Below are 18,201 nucleotides of genomic sequence, written 5' to 3'. Positions count from 1 at the left end.
GCAAACCTTCCAGTTAGCGGCGCCGTGCGATGAAGAACAGGCGCCGGAAGGGCAGCACTGTCCCCAACGACGACGCCGGGTAGGCTTCTCGCAGCGCCGCCTTGTACTGTGCCACGAACTGTTCACCCAGCCCCTCGGGCAGCTGTTCGAGCACTGGTTTGGCCGCGGTGGCTGAGATCCAGGTGAAGACCGGGTCCTCCCCCTGCAGGGTGTGGTAGTAGGTGGTCTCCCAGGCCTCCACCTCCCACCCGGGCTGGGCGACGTCGTGCATATAGTCCTGTGGGTCTGCGGTGGGCTGCAGCAGCCGGGACTGGTCGATGTGCTGGGCGTAAGGCTCGGCAGCGGCGAACTCGTAGAGCAGCCGGTGGCTGGGGTTCTGGAAGTTGCCTGGGACCTGGACGGCGAAGATCCCGCCGGGGGCCACCAGGCCCATCAGCCCTGGGAGCAGCTCCCGGTGCTCGGGCAGCCACTGCAGGGCGGCGTTAGAGACGATCACATCGGGCGCCTGCCCCTGCGGCAGACCCTCGGAGCCGATGGTGCGGATATCTGCCTGCAGGAAGGTGGTCCGGGCGTCCTGGACGCTGCTGCGAGCGCGCTCGAGCATCTCAGCGCTGGAGTCGATGCCCAGAATCTGGGCCTGGGGCCAGGCGGTGCGCAGCACCGGGACCCCGTTGCCGGCCCCGCAGCCTAAGTCTACGATCCGCTGCGCCTGGGGATGCCTGACCCGGGCCACCAAATCCACCAAGGGCTGGAGCCGTTCGGAGCTGAAGGTGAGGTAGACCTGCGGGTTCCACCCGGTGCGCTGATCTGTCATAGCCGAATTATCACCTGATTCCGCCCAGCGGCGGGCGCACAGACGCTGGATTCGTCACACTGGGTCATACCCCAGCGGCCGGAACGTCTATTCTGTGATCAGCACCACACCGAGACGAAGGAGTCTGATCATGCCATCTGTTGCTTCCAACAGCTACCGCGAGATCTACGCCGAATCTGTTACCGACCCGCAGCGCTTCTGGCTGGAGACCGCCGCGCAGCTGGAGTGGGATGTTCCGCCGACCCAGGCCCTGGACAGCTCCCAGGCCCCGCTGCACCGCTGGTTCCCTGACGGGAAGCTCAACATCACCCATAACGCCCTGGACCGGCATGTGGCGGCCGGGCATGGGGACCGCACCGCGCTGATCTACGATTCCGCGATGACTCAGGACTCGCGCAGCTACAGCTATGCCGAGCTGCGCGATGAGGTAGCCGCCGCAGCCGGTGCCCTGGCTGCTCTGGGCGTGGGCACCGGTGACCGGGTGCTGCTCTATCTGCCGATGATCCCGCAGGCGGTCATCGCCATGCTGGCCTGCGCGCGGCTGGGTGCGGTGCACTCAGTGGTCTTCGGCGGGTTCGCGGCCAAAGAGATCGCCTCCAGAATCGACGACGCCGCCCCGGACACCGTGATCACCGCCACCGGCGGGATCGAACCTACCCGCCGGGTGGAGTATCTGCCCAAGGTGGCTGAGGCACTTCATCTGGCACAGCACAGGGTGGGCAGCGTCGTCGTGGTTCACCGGGAGGGATTTGAGCACAGTGCGGAGCAGCTGGCTAGCCGGAGCGAGGCTACCTGGCACGACTGGCAGACTCTGCTCAGCGCCGCTGAACCTGCGGCGCCGGTGAGCGTGCCGGCCACCCATCCGCTCTATGTGCTCTACACCTCCGGCACCACCGGCAAGCCCAAGGGAGTGGTGCGCGACCAGGGCGGCACCGCAGTGGCCCTGAACTGGACGATGCCTGCGATCTTCGGCATCGGGCCCGGGCAGGTGATCCTCTGCGCCTCCGATGTGGGATGGGTGGTGGGTCACTCCTATATCGTCTACGCCCCACTGCTGGCCGGGGCCACCAGTGTGCTCTACGAGGGCAAACCGGTGGGCACCCCAGATGCCGGGGCGTTCTGGCGGATGGTGCAGGAGCACCGGATCAACACGCTGTTCACAGCACCGACTGCGCTGCGGGCCATCCGCAAAGCGGATCCGGCGGCCTCTAAAGTCACCGACTATGACATCTCGAGCCTGAACTACCTGTTCAGCGCCGGGGAGCGGCTGGACCCGGAGACTCAGCGCTGGATCGGCGAGGCTCTGGATGTGCCGGTGATCGACAACTGGTGGCAGACCGAGACCGGGTGGCCGATCGCGGCCAATCCGGTGGGGATCCAACAGCTGCCGGTCAAGGTGGGTTCGGCCGCACTGCCGATGGTCGGCTATGACGTGGCGGTGCTGGACCCGCTGGGCGAGCCGCTGCCGGCGGGGCAGGAGGGCAATATCGCGATCAAGCTGCCGCTGCCGCCGGGCACCCTGTACTCGCTCTGGGGTGATGACGCCCGCTATGTGGAGGCCTACCTCTCGGCCTTCAAGGGCTACTACACCACAGGGGACTCCGGGTACATCGACCAGGACTGCTACATCTACGTGATGGGACGCACCGATGATGTCATCAACGTTTCTGGCCACCGGCTCTCCACCGGAGAGATCGAGGCTGCCGTGGCGGAGCACCCTGCGGTGGCCGAGTGCGCGGTGATCGGCCTGGCTGATGAGCTCAAGGGTCAACGCCCGGCCGGGTTCCTGGTGCTGAAGGCCGGGGCGCAGATCAGTCAGGAGCAGCTGCGCGAGGAGCTGGTGGCACATGTCCGGGCCACGATCGGCCCGGTGGCCGACTTCAAGGAGGTCGCAGTGGTGGAGGCACTGCCCAAGACCCGCTCCGGAAAGATCCTGCGCAAGACTATGCGCCAAATCGCAGACGGCAAGGACTATGTGGTGCCCTCCACTATCGAGGACCCCGGTGTGATCGAGGCCCTGCTGCCTGTACTGCGTGGGTCCCAGGGCAGCAAAGACTGAGGCCCCGGCCCGCTGATGTTCAGCGAACCGGGGCCGGCAGTCACTCAGCCAAGCGGTGGGCTCAGACCTCCACCACGCCCAGCAGGATGGCGGCGAGGAACAGCAGCAGGCTGTAGCCCCACATCCAGAGGAATGCGTAGCGGATGAACTTGCCGATCTCCAGGCGGGCCAGGCCCAGTCCCAGCCAGAGCGCCGGAGCAAAGGGGCTGATCAGCGCACCGACGATATTGCCGATGCCCGCCGCGTAGACGGCGGTGGTGGTGGAGATCCCCACTGAGGCCGTCACCTGTTCCACCACGGGGAAGAATCCGAACCAGAAGGCATCGGTGCTGAGCACAAAGTCCAGCGGCAGGGCGATGATGCCCAGCACAATGTGCATGTTCTGCAGCACCGGCTCGGGGGCCACCTGGATGATGTCCTCAGCGATGGAGTCCAGCATCCCACTCTCACCCAGGATGCCGAGGAAGGATCCGGCGGCCAGGATGATCACGGCCATCGAGAGCGCATTGGCTGCATGGTCCTTGATCCGGTCCAGCTGCTCCTGCATCTTGCGGTAGTTGATCAGAAGCGCCAGGCAGACACCCACCATGAACACATACGGAGTGGGCAGCCAGCCCACCATCAGTACAGCGATGATCGCCACGGTCAGCGCCGCGTTGACCCAGATGAGCTTGGGGCGCATCAGCTCCAGCCGGCGCTGCTGCTCCTCCGGGCTCTCTGCCTCGTCCTCCTCGTCGGTGATGGCAGCACTACCCCGGCTCTGGGCGCTCTGATCGGCAGAGTCCCCGCCGACAGCGGCCAGTTTTTGCGCCTCCTGGCGCTTGGCGATCCGGCGCTTCTCGCGCATGCCCATCACCACAGCCATGGCGATCAGCAGCACCAGGCCGGCTATCTGCACCGGGATCAGCGGGCGGTAGAGCTCAGTGGGGTCAATGCCAGTAACAGCTCCGGCCCGGCCGATGGGTCCGGCCCAGGGCAGCAGGTTCATCACGCCCACGCTGGTCACGGCCAGGGTCAGCAGCAGATAGGGGCTCATTCCCAGGCGCTTGTACACCGGCAGCAGCGGCGGAATGGTGACCAGAAGGGTGGTGGCTCCGGAACCGTCCAGGTGCGCCACTGCGCCCAGGCAGACCGTGCCGACGGCCACCGCGACCACGTTTCCGCGGGAAACTCTGACGATGAACCTCACCAGCGGTTCGAACAGCCCGACATCGCGCATGATGCCGAAGTAGAGGATCGCGAACACAAACATGATCGCGACACTCATCACCGAGCCGATTCCCGACTCGAAGAATTCGCTGATCTCATCAAAGTCATACCCCGCCAGCAGTGCCGCGGTGAGCGGAACCAGTGTCAGGATGACCAGGGGCGATACCCGGTTGGAGATCAGCAAGGCGACGACCGCAACAATCGTCAATAGCCCTACAGTGGTTAGCATCTCGAGGTACTCTCTTCCTATTCCCCGGCCCCCGACTGCAGGCACAGCTATGGGCCTGCTGATTGAGGTGGGGTTTTAAGTCGTGCGAGGGTCCGTTCTGTCTACATGCATGCAAGTAGACCCGGTACTTTATATCCCAGTACACTCAGGGTGTCAAAGCTCACAGGTACCTCCCCGTCACAGGAGCGCTCTCACAGAAAGTCCTGACACCCTATGACTCCTGCACCGGGCGTTCGCCGCTATTCCGGCGCCGACTATGTCTACTCCACCCTGCGAGAGCAGATCATCTCCCTGGAGCTTCCACCCGGTCAGCGACTCCGCGAGACGGCACTTGCCCAGCAGATGAAAGTCAGCCGCACCCCGGTGCGGGAGGCTCTGAGCCGGCTGCTCAGTGAGAACCTCGTGGAGCAGGGGCCCACTGGGGGTACCTTCGTCACCCCGCTTGACCTGGAGGATCTCCGAGAGCTCTACCTCATCCGCTCGGCTTTGGAGTCGGTCAGCGCCCGGGAGGCCGCCCAGCACGCCTCCCCTGCCGACCTCGCCGAGATGGCGGACCTCCTTGAACAGATGGAGCGCCTACTGGACCGGGAGTCCGAGACCCACCGGCTGGGCGCACTGCTACACGATGTGATCTTCAGGGCTGCAGGCATCCACCGCAGTGATGAAATGCTCCGCCAAATCCGAGGTCACCTGCACCGGTATCGGATCCTCTCCAATCAGAGCGCCAGCCGCCGCGAGGAAGCCTTTGCCGAGCACCGCCACATTGTTGATGCCATCGCCTCCCGGGACCCCGATGCTGCTGAGCAGGCCATCCGCGAGCATGTCATGGCCGCTTATCAGGAGGTCAAAGCCCATCTCCAGGCCCGGGAGTCCGCCGCCTGAAGGCTCCTCGAGCATCCCCGGGCTTGTATACACAAACCCACTAGAACGTGCCATATGCCGCTAGGAGGGTGACCCGTCGCCTCCTCTGTGTATACACTGGGGGTATGCGAGCAAGTGATGCGGCATACACCGCGCTCCAGGAGGAGATCCTGGAGGGCAGCCTGCCCCCAGGAACGGTCCTGGGCGAGGTGGAGCAGTCCCAGCGGCTGGGCGTCTCCCGCACTCCGGTCCGGGAGGCCTTCTCCCGGCTGGTGGCAGCCGGACTTGCCGTGCAGCACCCGCGCCGGGGCACTGTGGTCACTGATATCTCACTGGAAGACGTGGATCGCCTCTTCGAGGTGCGCATCCCGCTGGAGTCCCAGGCGGCAAGCCTGGCTGCCCAGCGCGGCAGCGCAGAGGTCTTCACGGCCTTGGCAGAAGAGTTCGACGCCGCCCAACTCGCCCCCGATGCCGAGAGCCACTACCGTCTGGCCGCCCGGATGGATCAAGAGATCGACGCGGCCGTAGGCAACCCCTACCTCAGCACCATGCTGAGCGGTCTGCGCGTTCACCTGGCTCGGGTCCGCCGCCTGGCCAAGGACCGCCCGGACCGCCTGGCCCGCTCCGCCGCAGAGCATCGCGATATTTGCTTAGGGATCGCCTCCGGCGACCCACAGATGGCAGAGGCCGCCACCAGACTCCACCTGCGCCGCAGCCTGGGCTACATCTCCCAGCAGCGGCAGCAGCTTTCCGAACCAGAACCAGCAACCTGAGAGGACTATCCCCATGATTGAACACACCGTACGGGTCCACCCCAGTTCCGATAACCTGGCCCGCGAGGACCAGCTGGCTTATAAGATCGCCAAGGTCGCTGTGGACCCGGTGCCCGTGGAGGATGAGGTCACCGAGATGGTGATCAACCGGATCATCGACAACGCCTCGGTGGCCGTGGCCTCGCTGAACCGGGCGCCCATTGTCTCCGCCCGGGCTCAGGCCCTTGCCCACCCGGCCTCTGCCAATGGCAGCGGCGGCTCGGTCTTCGGCATCACTGAGAAGGTTTCCCCCGAGTGGGCTGCCTGGGCCAACGGCGTGGCTGTCCGGGAGCTTGACTTCCACGACACCTTCCTCGCCGCGGACTACTCCCACCCCGGTGACAACATTCCGGCCATCCTCGCCGTGGCTGAGCACACCGGCCGCTCAGGGGCCGATCTGGTCCGCGGCATCGCCACCGGCTATGAGATCCAGGTGGACCTGGTCAAGGCGATCTGCCTGCACAAGCACAAGATCGACCATGTGGCCCATCTGGGGCCCTCCGCCGCAGCCGGCATCGGCACCCTGCTGGGCCTAGACGCTGAGACCATCTTCCAGGCCGTGGGCCAGGCCCTGCACACCACCACCGCAACCCGCCAGTCCCGCAAGGGTGAGATCTCCACCTGGAAGGCCCACGCCCCGGCATTCGCCGGAAAGATGGCCGTTGAGGCCGTGGACCGTGCCCTGCGCGGCCAGACCTCCCCGGTGCCGATCTACGAGGGCGAGGACGGGGTGATCGCCTGGATTCTGGACGGCCCGGAGGCTGAGTACACCGTGCCGCTGCCGGCCGAGGGCGAGCCCAAGCGCGGCATCCTGGACACCTACACCAAGGAGCACTCTGCGGAGTACCAGGCGCAGGCCTGGATCGATCTGGCTCGTAAGCTCCACGCCGAGCACCCGGAGATCACCGACCCCGCCAACGTGAAGTCAGTGCTGATCCGCACCAGCCACCACACCCACTACGTGATCGGCTCCGGGGCCAATGACCCGCAGAAGTACGATCCCACGGCATCCCGGGAGACTCTGGACCACTCCATCCCGTACATCTTCACCGTGGCCCTGCAGGACGGCCGCTGGCACCATGTGGACTCCTACGCCCCTGAGCGTGCCGGCCGGCCCGACACCGTGGAGCTGTGGCACAAGGTGACCACCGAGGAGGACCCGGAGTGGACCCGCCGCTACCACTCCCTGGACATCTCCGAGAAGGCCTTCGGCGGCTCGGTGGAGATCACCCTCAACGATGGGACGGTGATCACCGATGAGATTGCCGTCGCCGACGCCCACCCGCTGGGGGCCCGCCCCTTCGCACGGGAGCAGTACATCGCCAAGTTCCGCACTCTGGCAGAGGGCGTTGTCGACGACGCCGAGGCAGACCGGTTCCTGGAGACAGTCCAGCGCCTCCCCGAGCTGAGTGCCGAAGAACTGGTGGGTCTCAACGTCCAGGCTGCCGGCGGCGTCGTCGATCTGGCCAATTCCCCGAAGGGACTGTTCTGAGATGTTGTACGCAAAGACCACACCGGAGGCTAAGCGCAAACAGCTGCGCGAGATCCTCACCCCGGGGGCGGCACGCCAGTTCCCCGGCACCTTCACCCCGCTCTCGGCACCGCTGATCCAGGAGAAGGGCTTCGACGGGCTCTACATCTCTGGAGCCGTGTTGGCCAATGAGCTGGGCCTGCCGGACATCGGGCTGACCACGCTCACCGAGGTGGCCACCCGTGCCGGCCAGATCGCCCGGCTGTCCGATCTGCCAACAATTGTGGATGCCGATACCGGCTTCGGCGAGCCGATGAACGTGGCCCGGACCATCCATGAGCTGGAGAACGCTGGACTGGCCGGATGTCATATTGAGGACCAGGTGAACCCTAAGCGCTGCGGCCACCTGGACGGCAAGGCCACCGTGGACACCGAGACCGCCACCAAGCGGATCAAGGCTGCCGCGGAGGCCCGCCGGGATGAGAACTTCCTGATCATGGCGCGCACCGATTTACGGGCCGCCGAGGGGCTGGAGGCGGCCATTGACCGGGCCAAGGCCCTGGTGGCCGCCGGGGCTGATGCCATCTTCCCCGAGGCCATGAAGGATCTCTCCGAGTTCGAGGCGGTGTGCTCGGCCGTGGACGTTCCGGTGCTGGCGAATATGACCGAGTTCGGCAAGTCTGAGCTGTTCACCCGGCAGCAGCTGGCCGCAGCGGGGGTGGCGCTGATCATCTACCCGGTGACCTCACTGCGCTCCGCCATGGGGGCCATCGAACGGACTCTGGACACCATCGCCGCCGAGGGCACCCAGCAGCCGGCGGTAGAGTCCATGATGACCCGTGCCCGGCTCTATGAGCTGGTCGACTATGAGGCATACAGCAGCTTCGACTCCGGGATCTTCGACTTCGACGTTCCCGGACAGTTCAACCAATAACCTCCACATTAAGGAGTCACCGATGACTACCGAAGACACTGTGTACAAGGGCCTGGCCGGAGTAGTCGCCGACTACACCGCCATCTCCAAGGTCAACCCGGAGACCAATTCGTTGCTCTACCGCGGCTATCCGGTCCAGCAGCTGGCCGCCGAACTCAGCTTCGAGGAGGTCGCCCTGCTGCTGTGGACCGGCGAGCTGCCCACCGAGTCGCAGCTGGCGGAGTTTGTGACCTTCGAACGTGCCCACCGGGCGTTGGACCCCAGGGTCAAGTCCGCCATCGACCTGCTGCCCACCGACTGCCATCCGATGGATGTGGGCCGCACTGCGGTCTCCGTACTGGGTGCCAATGACCCTCAGTCTGAGGAATCCGATCCGGAGACTGAGCTGGCCAAGTCCAAGAAGCTCTTCGCGGCCTTCCCTGCAGTGGTTGCCTATGACCAGCGGCGCCGCCGCGGCCAGGAGGTCGTTGAGCCCCGGGAGGATCTGGACTACTCCCAGAACTTCCTCTGGATGACCTTCGGCGAGGAGGCAGCACCAGAAGTGGTGGATGCCTTCCGGGTCTCGATGGTGCTCTACGCTGAGCACTCCTTCAACGCCTCCACCTTCACCGCCCGGGTGGTGACCTCCACCCTCTCCGATCTGCACTCTGCGGTGACTGCCGCAATCGGCGCCCTGAAAGGCCCGCTGCACGGCGGCGCCAATGAGGCGGTGATGCACACCTTTGAGGAGATCGGCATCCGGAAGGAGGAGACGCGCGAGGAGGCCGCCGCCCGCTCCAAGGCGTGGATGGAGGAGGCCTTGGCCGCTAAGAAGAAGGTCATGGGCTTCGGTCACCGGGTGTATAAGAAGGGTGACTCCCGGGTGCCGACCATGAAGGCTGCCCTGGATGCGATGATCGAGCACTATGGGCGCCATGAGATCATCGGGCTCTACGACGGCCTGGAGCAGGCGATGGATGAGGCCAAGGGCATCAAACCCAACCTGGACTATCCGGCCGGGCCCACCTATCACCTGATGGGCTTTGACACTGAGCTGTTCACGCCGCTGTTCATCGCCTCCCGGATCACCGGCTGGACAGCGCACATTATGGAGCAGCGGGCGGCCAACTCGCTGATCCGCCCGCTGAGTGCCTATAACGGACCAGATGAGCGCCAGCTGAAGAAATAGCAGACGGACTCATACTGGAGCCCCGGAGGCCACGCTCAGCCGTAGGCTTCCGGGGCTTCGCTGTCAGCTGCGAGGCCGAGGACCGCCGTCCTTATTGTCCAGCATACGTTCCAAGGGGATCGTGTCATCCTGCCAGGGAGTGAGCAGCCACACCAGGAGGTAGGCCCCCAGGCCTGCCACGGGCAGAAGGAATGCGAGCAGGACCAAGAGGCGGACCAGCCACACATTGGCATTGAGTCCCCGGGCGATGCCCCCTGCGATACCGCCCAGCAGCCGGTCTGGGCCGCGGCGGAAACCGATGCTGCGAATAGCGTCGAAGAAGCGCGTCATACTCAAACGTTACGCTGAGCCAGCCGCCGCGGCAAGGCTAGCCGGCAGCCGGAGCTGGACCTGCCGGGCTCAGGACTACCGCGCTCGGGGATGGGCTGAGGCATACACCTCTCTCAGGGACTCGGCGGTGACCTTGGTGTAGATCTGGGTGGTGGTCACTGAGGCATGGCCCAGCAACTCCTGCACGGTGCGGATATCTGCCCCACCCTCGAGCATATGGGTCGCACAGCTGTGCCTGAGCGTATGGGGTGAGACCTCAGCGGTGATCCCAGCGGCCTCAGCAGTCTTCTTCAGGACCTCCCAGGCCGACTGACGCGAGAGCCTACCACCCAGCTTGTTGAGGAACAGGGCCGCTGAGCTCCGCCGCCCCGATTTCTCCGCCAGGGCGGGGCGGCCGGCGCTGAGATAGTCACCCAGTGCCTTCTGCGCCATCCGGCCCAGGGGCACCATCCGCTGCTTATTGCCCTTGCCGGTGACCCGCACCAGCACCAGCCCCTGCTCCCCCGCGGGCTGAAAGGCGTGGACATCGTCCACGTCCAGTGAGACTGCCTCAGTGATCCTGGCCCCGGTGGCATAGAGGAACTCCAACAGGGCCCGGTCGCGCAGACCAAGCGGCTGGGCCGGGCTGGGGGTCTCGATGAGCTGGCCGACCTGATCGGTACTGAGCGCTTTGGGCAGTGACTGAGCGAGTTTGGGGGCAGTGACCTCCGCGGCGGCGTCGTACCCGGTGCGCCCCTCCTGCGCCCAGTATTTGTGCAGGCCTCGGACGGCGGCGAGCATACGTGCCACTGACCGCTCTGCCAATGCGGTGCCGCCGTCGGCCCCGGTGGTGACCGCCTGCAGGTACTCGGAGATATGCCCGGAGTCGATCTGTGCGGGTGCCTGCAGCCCCAGCAGGTGCAAGTGGGCGGCGTAGCGGGCCAGGTCCCGCTCATAGGAGGCGAGGGTATTGGCCGATGAGCCGCGTTCAATGCGCAGATGAGCCAGGTAGTCGGCGACCTCAGGCCACAGTGCACTGGCCTGCGCCACCGTCCGGAACGCGGGGGCAGGCTGGCGCTGTGCAGCTGGCTCAGCCTGCGCGGCCATCAGCTGTGGCGGTGCTGCTTGGACCGGGCCAGGCCTGCACCGATGAGTCCGGCGAAGAGCGGGTGCGGGTTGGTGGGCCGGGACTTCAGCTCAGGATGGGCCTGGGTGGAGACGTAATAGGGGTGGACCTCTTTGGGCAGCTCCACGAACTCCACCAGCAGCCCGTCCGGGCTGGTGCCGGAGAACACCAGGCCGGCGTCAGCCAGTTGCTCGCGGTATTCGTTGTTGACCTCGTAGCGATGCCGATGCCGCTCGGAGACCTCAGTGGCTCCATAGGCTTCAGCCACCACGGAGCCCTCTGCCAGCTTCGCGTCATAGGCACCCAGACGCATAGTGCCGCCCAGGTCACCGGCGCCTTCCACGATGGACTTCTGCTCGGCCATGGTGGCGATCACCGGGAAGGTGGTCTCCGGGTCGAACTCGGTGGAGTTAGCCTGGCTCATACCCAGCACATTGCGGGCATACTCCATCACCATGGTCTGCAGGCCCAGGCAGAGGCCCAGTGCCGGGATGCCGTTCTCGCGGGCGTAACGCAGCGCACCGATCTTGCCGTCCAGCCCGCGCACACCGAAGCCTCCGGGTACGCAGATCGCGTCTGCCCCGGCCAGGGCCTTGGCCGCTCCCTCCGGGTCGGCACACAGGTCGGAGGGGACCCAGCGGATCTTGGTGCGCGCTTTATGCGCGAAGCCGCCGGCGCGCAGCGCCTCAGTGACGGAGAGGTAGGCATCGGGCAGGTCGATGTATTTGCCGACCAGGGCCACCTCCACCTCGTCATCGGGGTTGTGCACCACGTTGAGCAGCCGGTTCCACTTGCCCCAGTCCACATCTTTGAACTTCAGATCCAGGGCTTGGACCACATAGGCGTCGATAGCCTGTTTGTGCAGGATCTTGGGGATGTCGTAGATGCTGGGGGCGTCCGCGCAGTTGATCACCGCATCGGCATCCACATCGCACATCCGGGAGATCTTTCCGCGGATGTCGGCAGGAAGCTCCCGGTCACTGCGCAGCACGATCCCATCGGGCTGGATGCCCAGGGAGCGCAGGGCAGCCACCGAGTGCTGGGTGGGCTTGGTCTTCAGCTCCTGGCTGGGGCCGATATAGGGCACCAGGGACACGTGCAGGAAGAACACATTCTCCCGGCCCACATCCTGGCGCAGCTGACGGGCCGCCTCCAGGAAGGGCTGAGACTCAATATCGCCCACTGTTCCGCCGATCTCGGTGATGATCACATCAGGTGCGGCTCCCTGCGGGGTGTCAGCGGGCAGGCGCATCCGGCGCTTGATCTCATCGGTGATGTGCGGGATGACCTGGACGGTATCGCCCAGGTAGTCGCCCCGGCGCTCCTTCTCGATGACTGAGGAGTAGATCTGCCCAGTGGTGACGTTGTTGAGCCCGTCCAGGTTCTCGTCCAGGAAGCGTTCGTAGTGCCCGATGTCCAGGTCTGTCTCAGCACCGTCCTCGGTGACGAACACCTCACCGTGCTGGAAAGGGTTCATAGTGCCCGGGTCTACGTTGAGGTAGGGGTCCAGCTTCTGCATGACCACGTTGAGTCCGCGGGCCCTGAGCAGATGCCCCAGCGAGGAGGCAGTCAGTCCCTTTCCCAGTGAGGAGACCACACCACCGGTCACGAAGATCTGCCGGGTGATTTCCGGGCCGTTCTGATTTCTTGAATTAATGCGCTGCGCCACGGGGTTCCAGCCTATCACTCGGAATGGGATTTCTGATCACTTACGACGCCTCCCCGGCTCTGTGGAGCAGCTCAGCAGCATGGGCCCGGGCGGATTCGGAGTCCTCCTGGCCGGCCAACATGCGGGCCAGCTCGCCCACCCGTTCCGAGTGATCCAAGGCGCGCACATCGGAGGCGGTGACACCGGCGGCAGCATCTGAGGACTTATGAACCCGGATGTGGTGGTCGGCATAAGCGGCCACCTGAGGCAGATGCGTCACCACAATGACCTGGGCGTGCTGGGCCAGTGCTGCCAGCCGTCTGCCGATCTGCACAGCCGCCTTACCACCCACACCGGCATCAACCTCATCAAAGATGAAGGTCCCGGCCTGCTGCTGCTCAGCAAGCACCACCTCCAGGGCCAGCATGACCCTGGAGAGCTCACCGCCGGAGGCCCCTTTGCCCAGCGGCAGCGGTTCAGCCCCGGAGTGCGGGCTCAGCAGCAGTGCCACCGTATCTGCCCCGTGCAGGCCTAGCTCCGGGACAGGGTCTGTCTGAACTCTCAGCCGGGCCTGGGGCATGGCCAGGGCAGCAAGCTCACCTTCCACCGCCTCGGCCAGCCTCTGCCCTGCCTCCCGGCGACGCCGGGTCAGTTCCTCAGCCTGGGTGCGCAGTTGTTTCTCCTGCTGCTGCACGGCATCGGTGAGCTCCTGGATTCGGTCAGCGTCTGACTGCAGTGTGCTCAGCCGGGTCCGGGACTGCTCGGCCCAGGCGAGCACATCGGTGATCTCTGGCCCGTAGAGCCGCAGCAGCTTATCAATCTCCGCGCGCCTAGCGTGGATCTGGGCCAACCGCTCCGGGCCCGTCTCATCAAGGCTGGCCGCGTAGAGACCAAGCTGGGAGGCGGCATCGGAGAGCAGCGCTGAAACCTCGGCCAGCTGCTGGGCGAGCTGCTGCAGCTCCTGGTCCTGATCTGTCACCGGGGTCAGAGCCGACTGTGCGGCCTCGAGCAGCTGTGCGGCATGGGGGCCGGGCTCCACCACCTCGGCAGCGTCCCCACCGGAGAGCACCGCCTGAGCCGTGCGGGCTGCCTCACGTAGGGTCTCGACGTTCTCCAACTTGATCGACTCCGCTTTGAGCTGCTCATCTTCACCGGGCACCGGCTCCACGGCGTCGATGGCCTCCAGGGCCTGCTGAAGGTGTTCGGCCTCCCGCCGGCGCTCCAGCTCATGGGCTGTAATCTGCTCCAGCTCGGCCTTGTGCTGCTGGTAGGTGCGGAACCTCTGCTGGTAGTCAGCCAGCAGCTGGGCGAACTCGGCACCGGCGTAGCTGTCCAGGGCCGCCCGTTGGGCTGCCGCGGACTTCAGCCTCAACTGGTCGGACTGGCCATGCACGGTCACCAGCTCTGCGCCCACCTGTCCCAGTACGCTCACCGGTACTGCGCGGCCGGCCACGCTGGCGCGGCTGCGGCCTTTTGAGCTGACCAACCGGCCCAGCAGAAGGGGCTCATCAGCGCTTTCTCTGCCCTGTTCTTCCAGCACTCCGGCCTCGGCGGCCCGGTCCCTGGCTGGGTGGTCGGCAGCGACCATGATCTCGGCGTCCACAGCGGCTCGCTGCGAGCCGGATCGGACCGTGGAGGCCTCAGCCCGGGCACCCAGCAGCAGTCCGAAGGCGGTGATCACCATAGTTTTGCCCGCTCCGGTCTCGCCGGTGACAACGTTGAACCCGGGGGCCAGTTCCAGCTCGGCGCGCTCAATGACGCCCAGCCCACTGATGCTCAGGTGCTCAATCACGTCCGCTCAGACCTCCTCCCCGCCTTCTGTGGAGGGCAGGGTGTTGGAAGCCTCCACCGGTCCGCGCCAGCCGGTGGTGGGCAGGTTGAACTTATCCACCAACCGCTGGGAGAAAGGCGTCTGATGAACCCGCGCCAGCAGCACCGGGGTCTCCGAACGGGTCACCTCGACCCGCGCTCCTGCGGGCAGCTCCATGGAGCGGGAGCCGTCACACCAGAGAACGCCCTGCTCCTCACCGCGGGGCAGCAGCTCCACGCCCATCACGGAGGCGGGGTCCACCACCAGCGGCCGGGCGAAGAGCGCATGGGCAGAGATCGGCACCATCACCAGGGCCTGCACCTCGGGCCAGACCACGGGTCCCCCGGCAGAGAATGCGTAGGCGGTGGAGCCGGTGGGGGTGGACATCACCACCCCGTCACAGCCGAAGGCCGATACCGGTGCGCCGTCGATCTCGATCACCAACTCGATCATCCGCTGCCGGGAGGCTTTCTCAATACTGGCCTCGTTCAGGGCCCAGCTGGAGCCCAGGTGCTTATCGGCCTGCCACACCTGGACATCCAGGGTCATCCGCTGCTCGACGGTGTAGTTCTGCTGGATCACCCACTGCACGGACTCATCCAGCTGGGTGCGCTCGGACTCGGCCAGGAATCCCACATGCCCCAGGTTGACTCCCATCAGCGGAAGTCTGGCGCTGCGCGCCCGGTGGGCGGCTCGCAGGATGGACCCGTCGCCGCCTAGCACCATACCGACTTCGCAGTCGGCCAGGGCGATCTCACGTTCGGCCACCGCCACCTCAGCGGCTGCCAGCTGGTCCCCCGCCACTGCGGCGATGGCCTCCAGGTCGTGCTGGAGCATCACCGGCCGCAGACCGGCGGATCGGAGGCTCCGGGCTACAGTGACGGCGGCGTCGACTGCATCACGCCGGCCGGTATGTGCCAGTACCAGCACTGCCCGCATAGGCTCTCCTCCCATCCTCTGGTCCTCAGGTCAGGGTGCAGTTCGGCCGCTGATCGTCAGCCGCCGAACTCAACACTGCCCAGCCTATCCTCCGTTGCGGAGATGGCTGCCGCCGGCTCACTCCGCAGCCAGAGAAAGAACTCGGCGTTGCCGTCCTGCCCGGGCAGCTGGGAGCGTGAGACTCCGCGCAGCGCCAGCCCGGCGTCCTCGGCGGCGGCGATCACTCCTACCACAGCCTCCCGTCGTTGGGCGGGACTGCTGACCACCCCGGTGCGGGCCAGGCGCTGCCGGCCGATCTCGAACTGAGGCTTGACCATCAGCAGCAGATCCGCCCCCGGTGCGGCCTGGCCGGCGAGGGCCCCGACCACCAGCCGCAGAGAGATGAATGACAGGTCAGCGACGATGAGCCCGAACGGCTCCCCCAGCTCCCCGGGCCGCACATATCTGAGGTTGAGACCCTCTACGGCAGTCACCCGAGGATCAGCCCGGACCTGCGCTGCCAACTGGTCGCGGCCGACGTCCACCGCGACCACATGCTCGGCACCCCTGCTCAGCAACACTTGAGTGAAGCCGCCGGTGGAGGCTCCAGCATCCAAGCAGCGCAGCCCGGCGGGCTGGATCTGCCCGAAAGCCTGCAGAGCCCCGAGCAGCTTATGGGCGGCACGGCTGACCCACTGGTCCTGCTCGGTGATGCTCAGCTTCTGGCCGGGCTGCACTTTTGTTGCCGGTTTGTGGACGACGACGCCGCCCACTGTCACCTGCCCGTTTTCAATCAGGTGATGTGCCCGGCTCCGGCTGGGCACCAACCCGGCGGCCACCAGCGCTTTGTCGAGGCGTTCGGCCATGGCTGATCAGCGGCCAGCAGGACCGCTGGTCTGCTCGGTGGCCCTGAGCCGTTCCGTCAGCTGCTGATGAAGCCGCTGCGCCTCAACGATCTGCTGCTCGACCTGCTCCGTGGTGAGGTGCACAGCTGTGGTGGAGTCCTGATCTGGAGTGGGGGCGGCGTCGTGGTTCTGGATCATCACAGGCTCCGGTGGTTGCCGTTGAAGAGGTCTTCCAGGGTGTCCAGAATCCAGTGGGGCCGCTGGTGCCCCGTGGCTGTGTGTGCTTGGTTCTCCTCGGTGGCCCCGGTGAGCACGAGCGCGGTGGTGTAGCCGGCCCGGTTGCCGCCGAGAATATCGGTGTCCAGCCGGTCACCCACCACCAGGGGGCGCTCCAGTCCCAGGGATTCTGCAGCCTGGCTGAACATCACCGGTTCGGGTTTGCCAGCGGCCAGCGGCTGCGCGCCGGTGGCGAAGCGGACTGCTTCCACCAGGGCTCCATTGGCCGGGGCGATGCCGTTTTCACGGGGTACGCTGCGGTCCAGATTGGTGGCGAACCATTGGGCGCCGTTATTGATGGCATAGGAGGCCTCTGCCAGGTCCTTCCAGCCAAGGTCGGGGTCGAAGCCCTGGATGACCGCCTCGGGGGAATCAGATGCGCTCTCCACCACGGTGTAGCCAGCCTCGCTGCACAGTTCGCGCAGTGAGTCGCTGCCGGTGACCAGCACCTTGGCAGGCGGTGCCAGGTGCTGACTCATCAGCGCGACTCCGGCGGTCGCGGAGCCGTAGACGTCATGCGGTTCGGCGGCGATACCCAGTTCCACCAGATGCGCTGCGATCTGCTCGGCCGAACGCGAGGCATTATTGGTCACGAACGCGCAGCGCCTGTCCATGTCCTTGAGCTGGGCCACTGCCTGCGGGGCTGCGGGGACGGCATGGGCACCACGGTAGAGAACTCCGTCCAGGTCAAAGAGCACCCCGTCATGGGACTCGATCAGGGCCGCGTTCATGAGCTGGACTCCGGCAGCACGTCTTTGACCCGGGGCAGGGCAGGCTCGTCCTCCTCGTCATCGAAGTCGTAGATCTCAGGCTCTTCGAACAGGCCGGTGCCCAGGGCCTTCTCGGCCACCGGAATCTGAGCGGTCCATCTGCTGGCCTCCTGTTCCTGGCCGAGCTGGTGAAGCACCTCCGCGTAGGCGGCATAGAGGCGGGGGCTGAAGGAGAAGGCACGGCTGAGGCTCAGCTCGGGGATCTCCAGGGCAGCTTTTGCGCTGGCGGAATCGCCCTGGTCCTGGTGGGCTCCGGCGACCACCATGGCCAGCTCGGCCCGAGCGGCACCGGTGAGCTGCTGGGCCTCAGGCTCCTGGGCCAGTTCCACGGCCTTCTCCGACTTACCGAGGGCGCGCAGGCAGTCGGCGATCACCGGCAGGTGCGTCTGGTCGCCGCTGATCCTGCGGTAGGTGCGCAGTTCGCGCAGTGCTTCGGCATAGTCCTCTGCCGCATAGGCCGCCAGACCTACTGCCTCCCGGACCACGGCCAGGCGCCCTCCTCTGCGCGATGCGGCCAGTGCGTGCTCCAGGGCCAGCTGCGGGTTGATATCCAGCAGCCGGCCGGCCATCACCAGGTGCTTGGCCACCCACTGGCGGTTGTTGTCTGTGAGGGTGCTCAGCTGACGGGCAGCCTCCCGGTCGAGTTCCTTGCCGGTGATGTCCTCATCGATCTCCGGGGAGCGTTCCCTGTCCTCGCGATTGGCCCTGCGCAGGTCTCTGGGGTTGTGTGAGGGCTGCTCACGCTCGGTGCGCTGGCGCGGGGGATAGCTTCGGCGATCGCTCATCGGCTGGTCTCGTTTCGTCACTGGAACAGGATACAAGCAGGCATGCAGAAAGCCCCCGGGCTCTGCGCCATTGCAGGGCTCGGGGGCTTTCTCTAATGTGTGTCCGGCGGTGTCCTACTCTCCCACACCCTTCCGAGTGCAGTACCATCGGCGCTGT

At 65.9% G+C, this 18,201-nt stretch carries 17 protein-coding genes; 6 read left to right on the top strand and 11 right to left on the bottom strand.

Going from position 1 to position 18,201, the window contains the following annotated elements; all coding sequences use genetic code 11:
• Positions 1 to 13: 13 nt before the first annotated feature.
• Entirely contained in the window at positions 14 to 814 is an 801-nt protein-coding gene (locus GNZ21_RS06285; protein ID WP_157322469.1) for a methyltransferase domain-containing protein, read from the bottom strand.
• A 130-nt stretch (positions 815 to 944) separates the two neighbouring features.
• Between GNZ21_RS06285 and GNZ21_RS06280 the strand changes: the two genes are divergently transcribed.
• The gene (locus GNZ21_RS06280) at positions 945 to 2,873 is read left to right on the top strand and encodes an acetate--CoA ligase (protein WP_157322467.1); all 1,929 of its coding nucleotides are present in this window, start codon (positions 945 to 947) and stop codon (positions 2,871 to 2,873) included.
• Between the two features lie 61 nt (positions 2,874 to 2,934).
• Here the strand turns inward: GNZ21_RS06280 and GNZ21_RS06275 are convergent, their stop codons facing one another.
• Complete coding sequence (locus GNZ21_RS06275; protein WP_157322465.1) at positions 2,935 to 4,311, bottom strand: CitMHS family transporter; 1,377 nt, start codon at positions 4,309 to 4,311, stop codon at positions 2,935 to 2,937.
• 213 nt (positions 4,312 to 4,524) lie between these two features.
• Here GNZ21_RS06275 and GNZ21_RS06270 point away from each other — a divergent pair, with 213 nt between their 5' ends.
• From GNZ21_RS06270 to GNZ21_RS06250, 5 genes are all read left to right on the top strand, one after another.
• Complete coding sequence (locus GNZ21_RS06270; RefSeq protein ID WP_157322463.1) at positions 4,525 to 5,193, top strand: GntR family transcriptional regulator; 669 nt, start codon at positions 4,525 to 4,527, stop codon at positions 5,191 to 5,193.
• 104 nt (positions 5,194 to 5,297) lie between these two features.
• On the top strand, positions 5,298 to 5,945 hold the full coding sequence (locus GNZ21_RS06265; RefSeq protein ID WP_157322461.1) for a GntR family transcriptional regulator: 648 nt from the start codon (positions 5,298 to 5,300) through the stop codon (positions 5,943 to 5,945).
• A gap of 13 nt (positions 5,946 to 5,958) precedes the next feature.
• Positions 5,959 to 7,476, top strand: coding sequence for an MmgE/PrpD family protein (locus tag GNZ21_RS06260; protein ID WP_157322459.1), 1,518 nt, complete (start codon positions 5,959 to 5,961; stop codon positions 7,474 to 7,476).
• A gap of 1 nt (position 7,477) precedes the next feature.
• Positions 7,478 to 8,389 carry a methylisocitrate lyase gene (prpB, locus tag GNZ21_RS06255; RefSeq protein ID WP_157322457.1) on the top strand — a complete coding sequence of 304 codons (912 nt, stop codon included), beginning with the start codon at positions 7,478 to 7,480 and terminating at the stop codon, positions 8,387 to 8,389.
• Positions 8,390 to 8,411: 22 nt separating this feature from the next.
• Positions 8,412 to 9,557 carry a bifunctional 2-methylcitrate synthase/citrate synthase gene (locus GNZ21_RS06250; protein ID WP_157322455.1) on the top strand — a complete coding sequence of 382 codons (1,146 nt, stop codon included), beginning with the start codon at positions 8,412 to 8,414 and terminating at the stop codon, positions 9,555 to 9,557.
• A gap of 63 nt (positions 9,558 to 9,620) precedes the next feature.
• Here the strand turns inward: GNZ21_RS06250 and GNZ21_RS06245 are convergent, their stop codons facing one another.
• From GNZ21_RS06245 to GNZ21_RS06205, 9 genes are all read right to left on the bottom strand, one after another.
• Positions 9,621 to 9,887, bottom strand: a complete 267-nt coding sequence (locus tag GNZ21_RS06245) for a PspC domain-containing protein (protein WP_157322452.1) — start codon at positions 9,885 to 9,887, stop codon at positions 9,621 to 9,623.
• Positions 9,888 to 9,962: 75 nt separating this feature from the next.
• A complete protein-coding gene (gene xerD, locus GNZ21_RS06240) occupies positions 9,963 to 10,973 on the bottom strand; it encodes a site-specific tyrosine recombinase XerD (protein WP_157322450.1) in 1,011 nt (336 codons plus the stop codon).
• The gene (locus GNZ21_RS06235) at positions 10,973 to 12,679 is read right to left on the bottom strand and encodes a CTP synthase (RefSeq protein WP_373868461.1); all 1,707 of its coding nucleotides are present in this window, start codon (positions 12,677 to 12,679) and stop codon (positions 10,973 to 10,975) included. The genes xerD and GNZ21_RS06235 overlap by 1 nt, the downstream gene beginning before the upstream one ends.
• A 22-nt stretch (positions 12,680 to 12,701) precedes the next feature.
• Positions 12,702 to 14,432, bottom strand: a complete 1,731-nt coding sequence (gene recN / locus GNZ21_RS06230) for a DNA repair protein RecN (RefSeq protein WP_188503783.1) — start codon at positions 14,430 to 14,432, stop codon at positions 12,702 to 12,704.
• 6 nt (positions 14,433 to 14,438) lie between these two features.
• Positions 14,439 to 15,389 (bottom strand): NAD kinase, encoded by a 951-nt coding sequence (locus GNZ21_RS06225; RefSeq protein ID WP_157322448.1) that lies wholly within the window; start codon positions 15,387 to 15,389, stop codon positions 14,439 to 14,441.
• Positions 15,390 to 15,445: 56 nt separating this feature from the next.
• Positions 15,446 to 16,234, bottom strand: a complete 789-nt coding sequence (locus GNZ21_RS06220; protein WP_157322447.1) for a TlyA family RNA methyltransferase — start codon at positions 16,232 to 16,234, stop codon at positions 15,446 to 15,448.
• A 6-nt stretch (positions 16,235 to 16,240) separates the two neighbouring features.
• Positions 16,241 to 16,411: a hypothetical protein gene (locus GNZ21_RS06215; protein ID WP_157322445.1), complete on the bottom strand. Its 171-nt coding sequence runs from the start codon at positions 16,409 to 16,411 to the stop codon at positions 16,241 to 16,243.
• Positions 16,411 to 17,220 carry an HAD-IIA family hydrolase gene (locus GNZ21_RS06210; RefSeq protein WP_157322443.1) on the bottom strand — a complete coding sequence of 270 codons (810 nt, stop codon included), beginning with the start codon at positions 17,218 to 17,220 and terminating at the stop codon, positions 16,411 to 16,413. Before GNZ21_RS06210 ends, GNZ21_RS06215 begins: the two co-directional genes overlap by 1 nt.
• A complete protein-coding gene (locus tag GNZ21_RS06205) occupies positions 17,217 to 18,065 on the bottom strand; it encodes a hypothetical protein (RefSeq protein WP_188503784.1) in 849 nt (282 codons plus the stop codon). The genes GNZ21_RS06210 and GNZ21_RS06205 overlap by 4 nt, the downstream gene beginning before the upstream one ends.
• Positions 18,066 to 18,201: the final 136 nt, after the last annotated feature.

This window comes from Nesterenkonia alkaliphila, assembly GCF_009758175.1.
GTDB classification, from domain to species: Bacteria; Actinomycetota; Actinomycetes; order Actinomycetales; family Micrococcaceae; genus Nesterenkonia; species Nesterenkonia alkaliphila.
The sequence above is the reverse complement of the archived record's forward strand: the minus strand, read 5'-3'. Positions and strand labels throughout refer to the sequence as shown.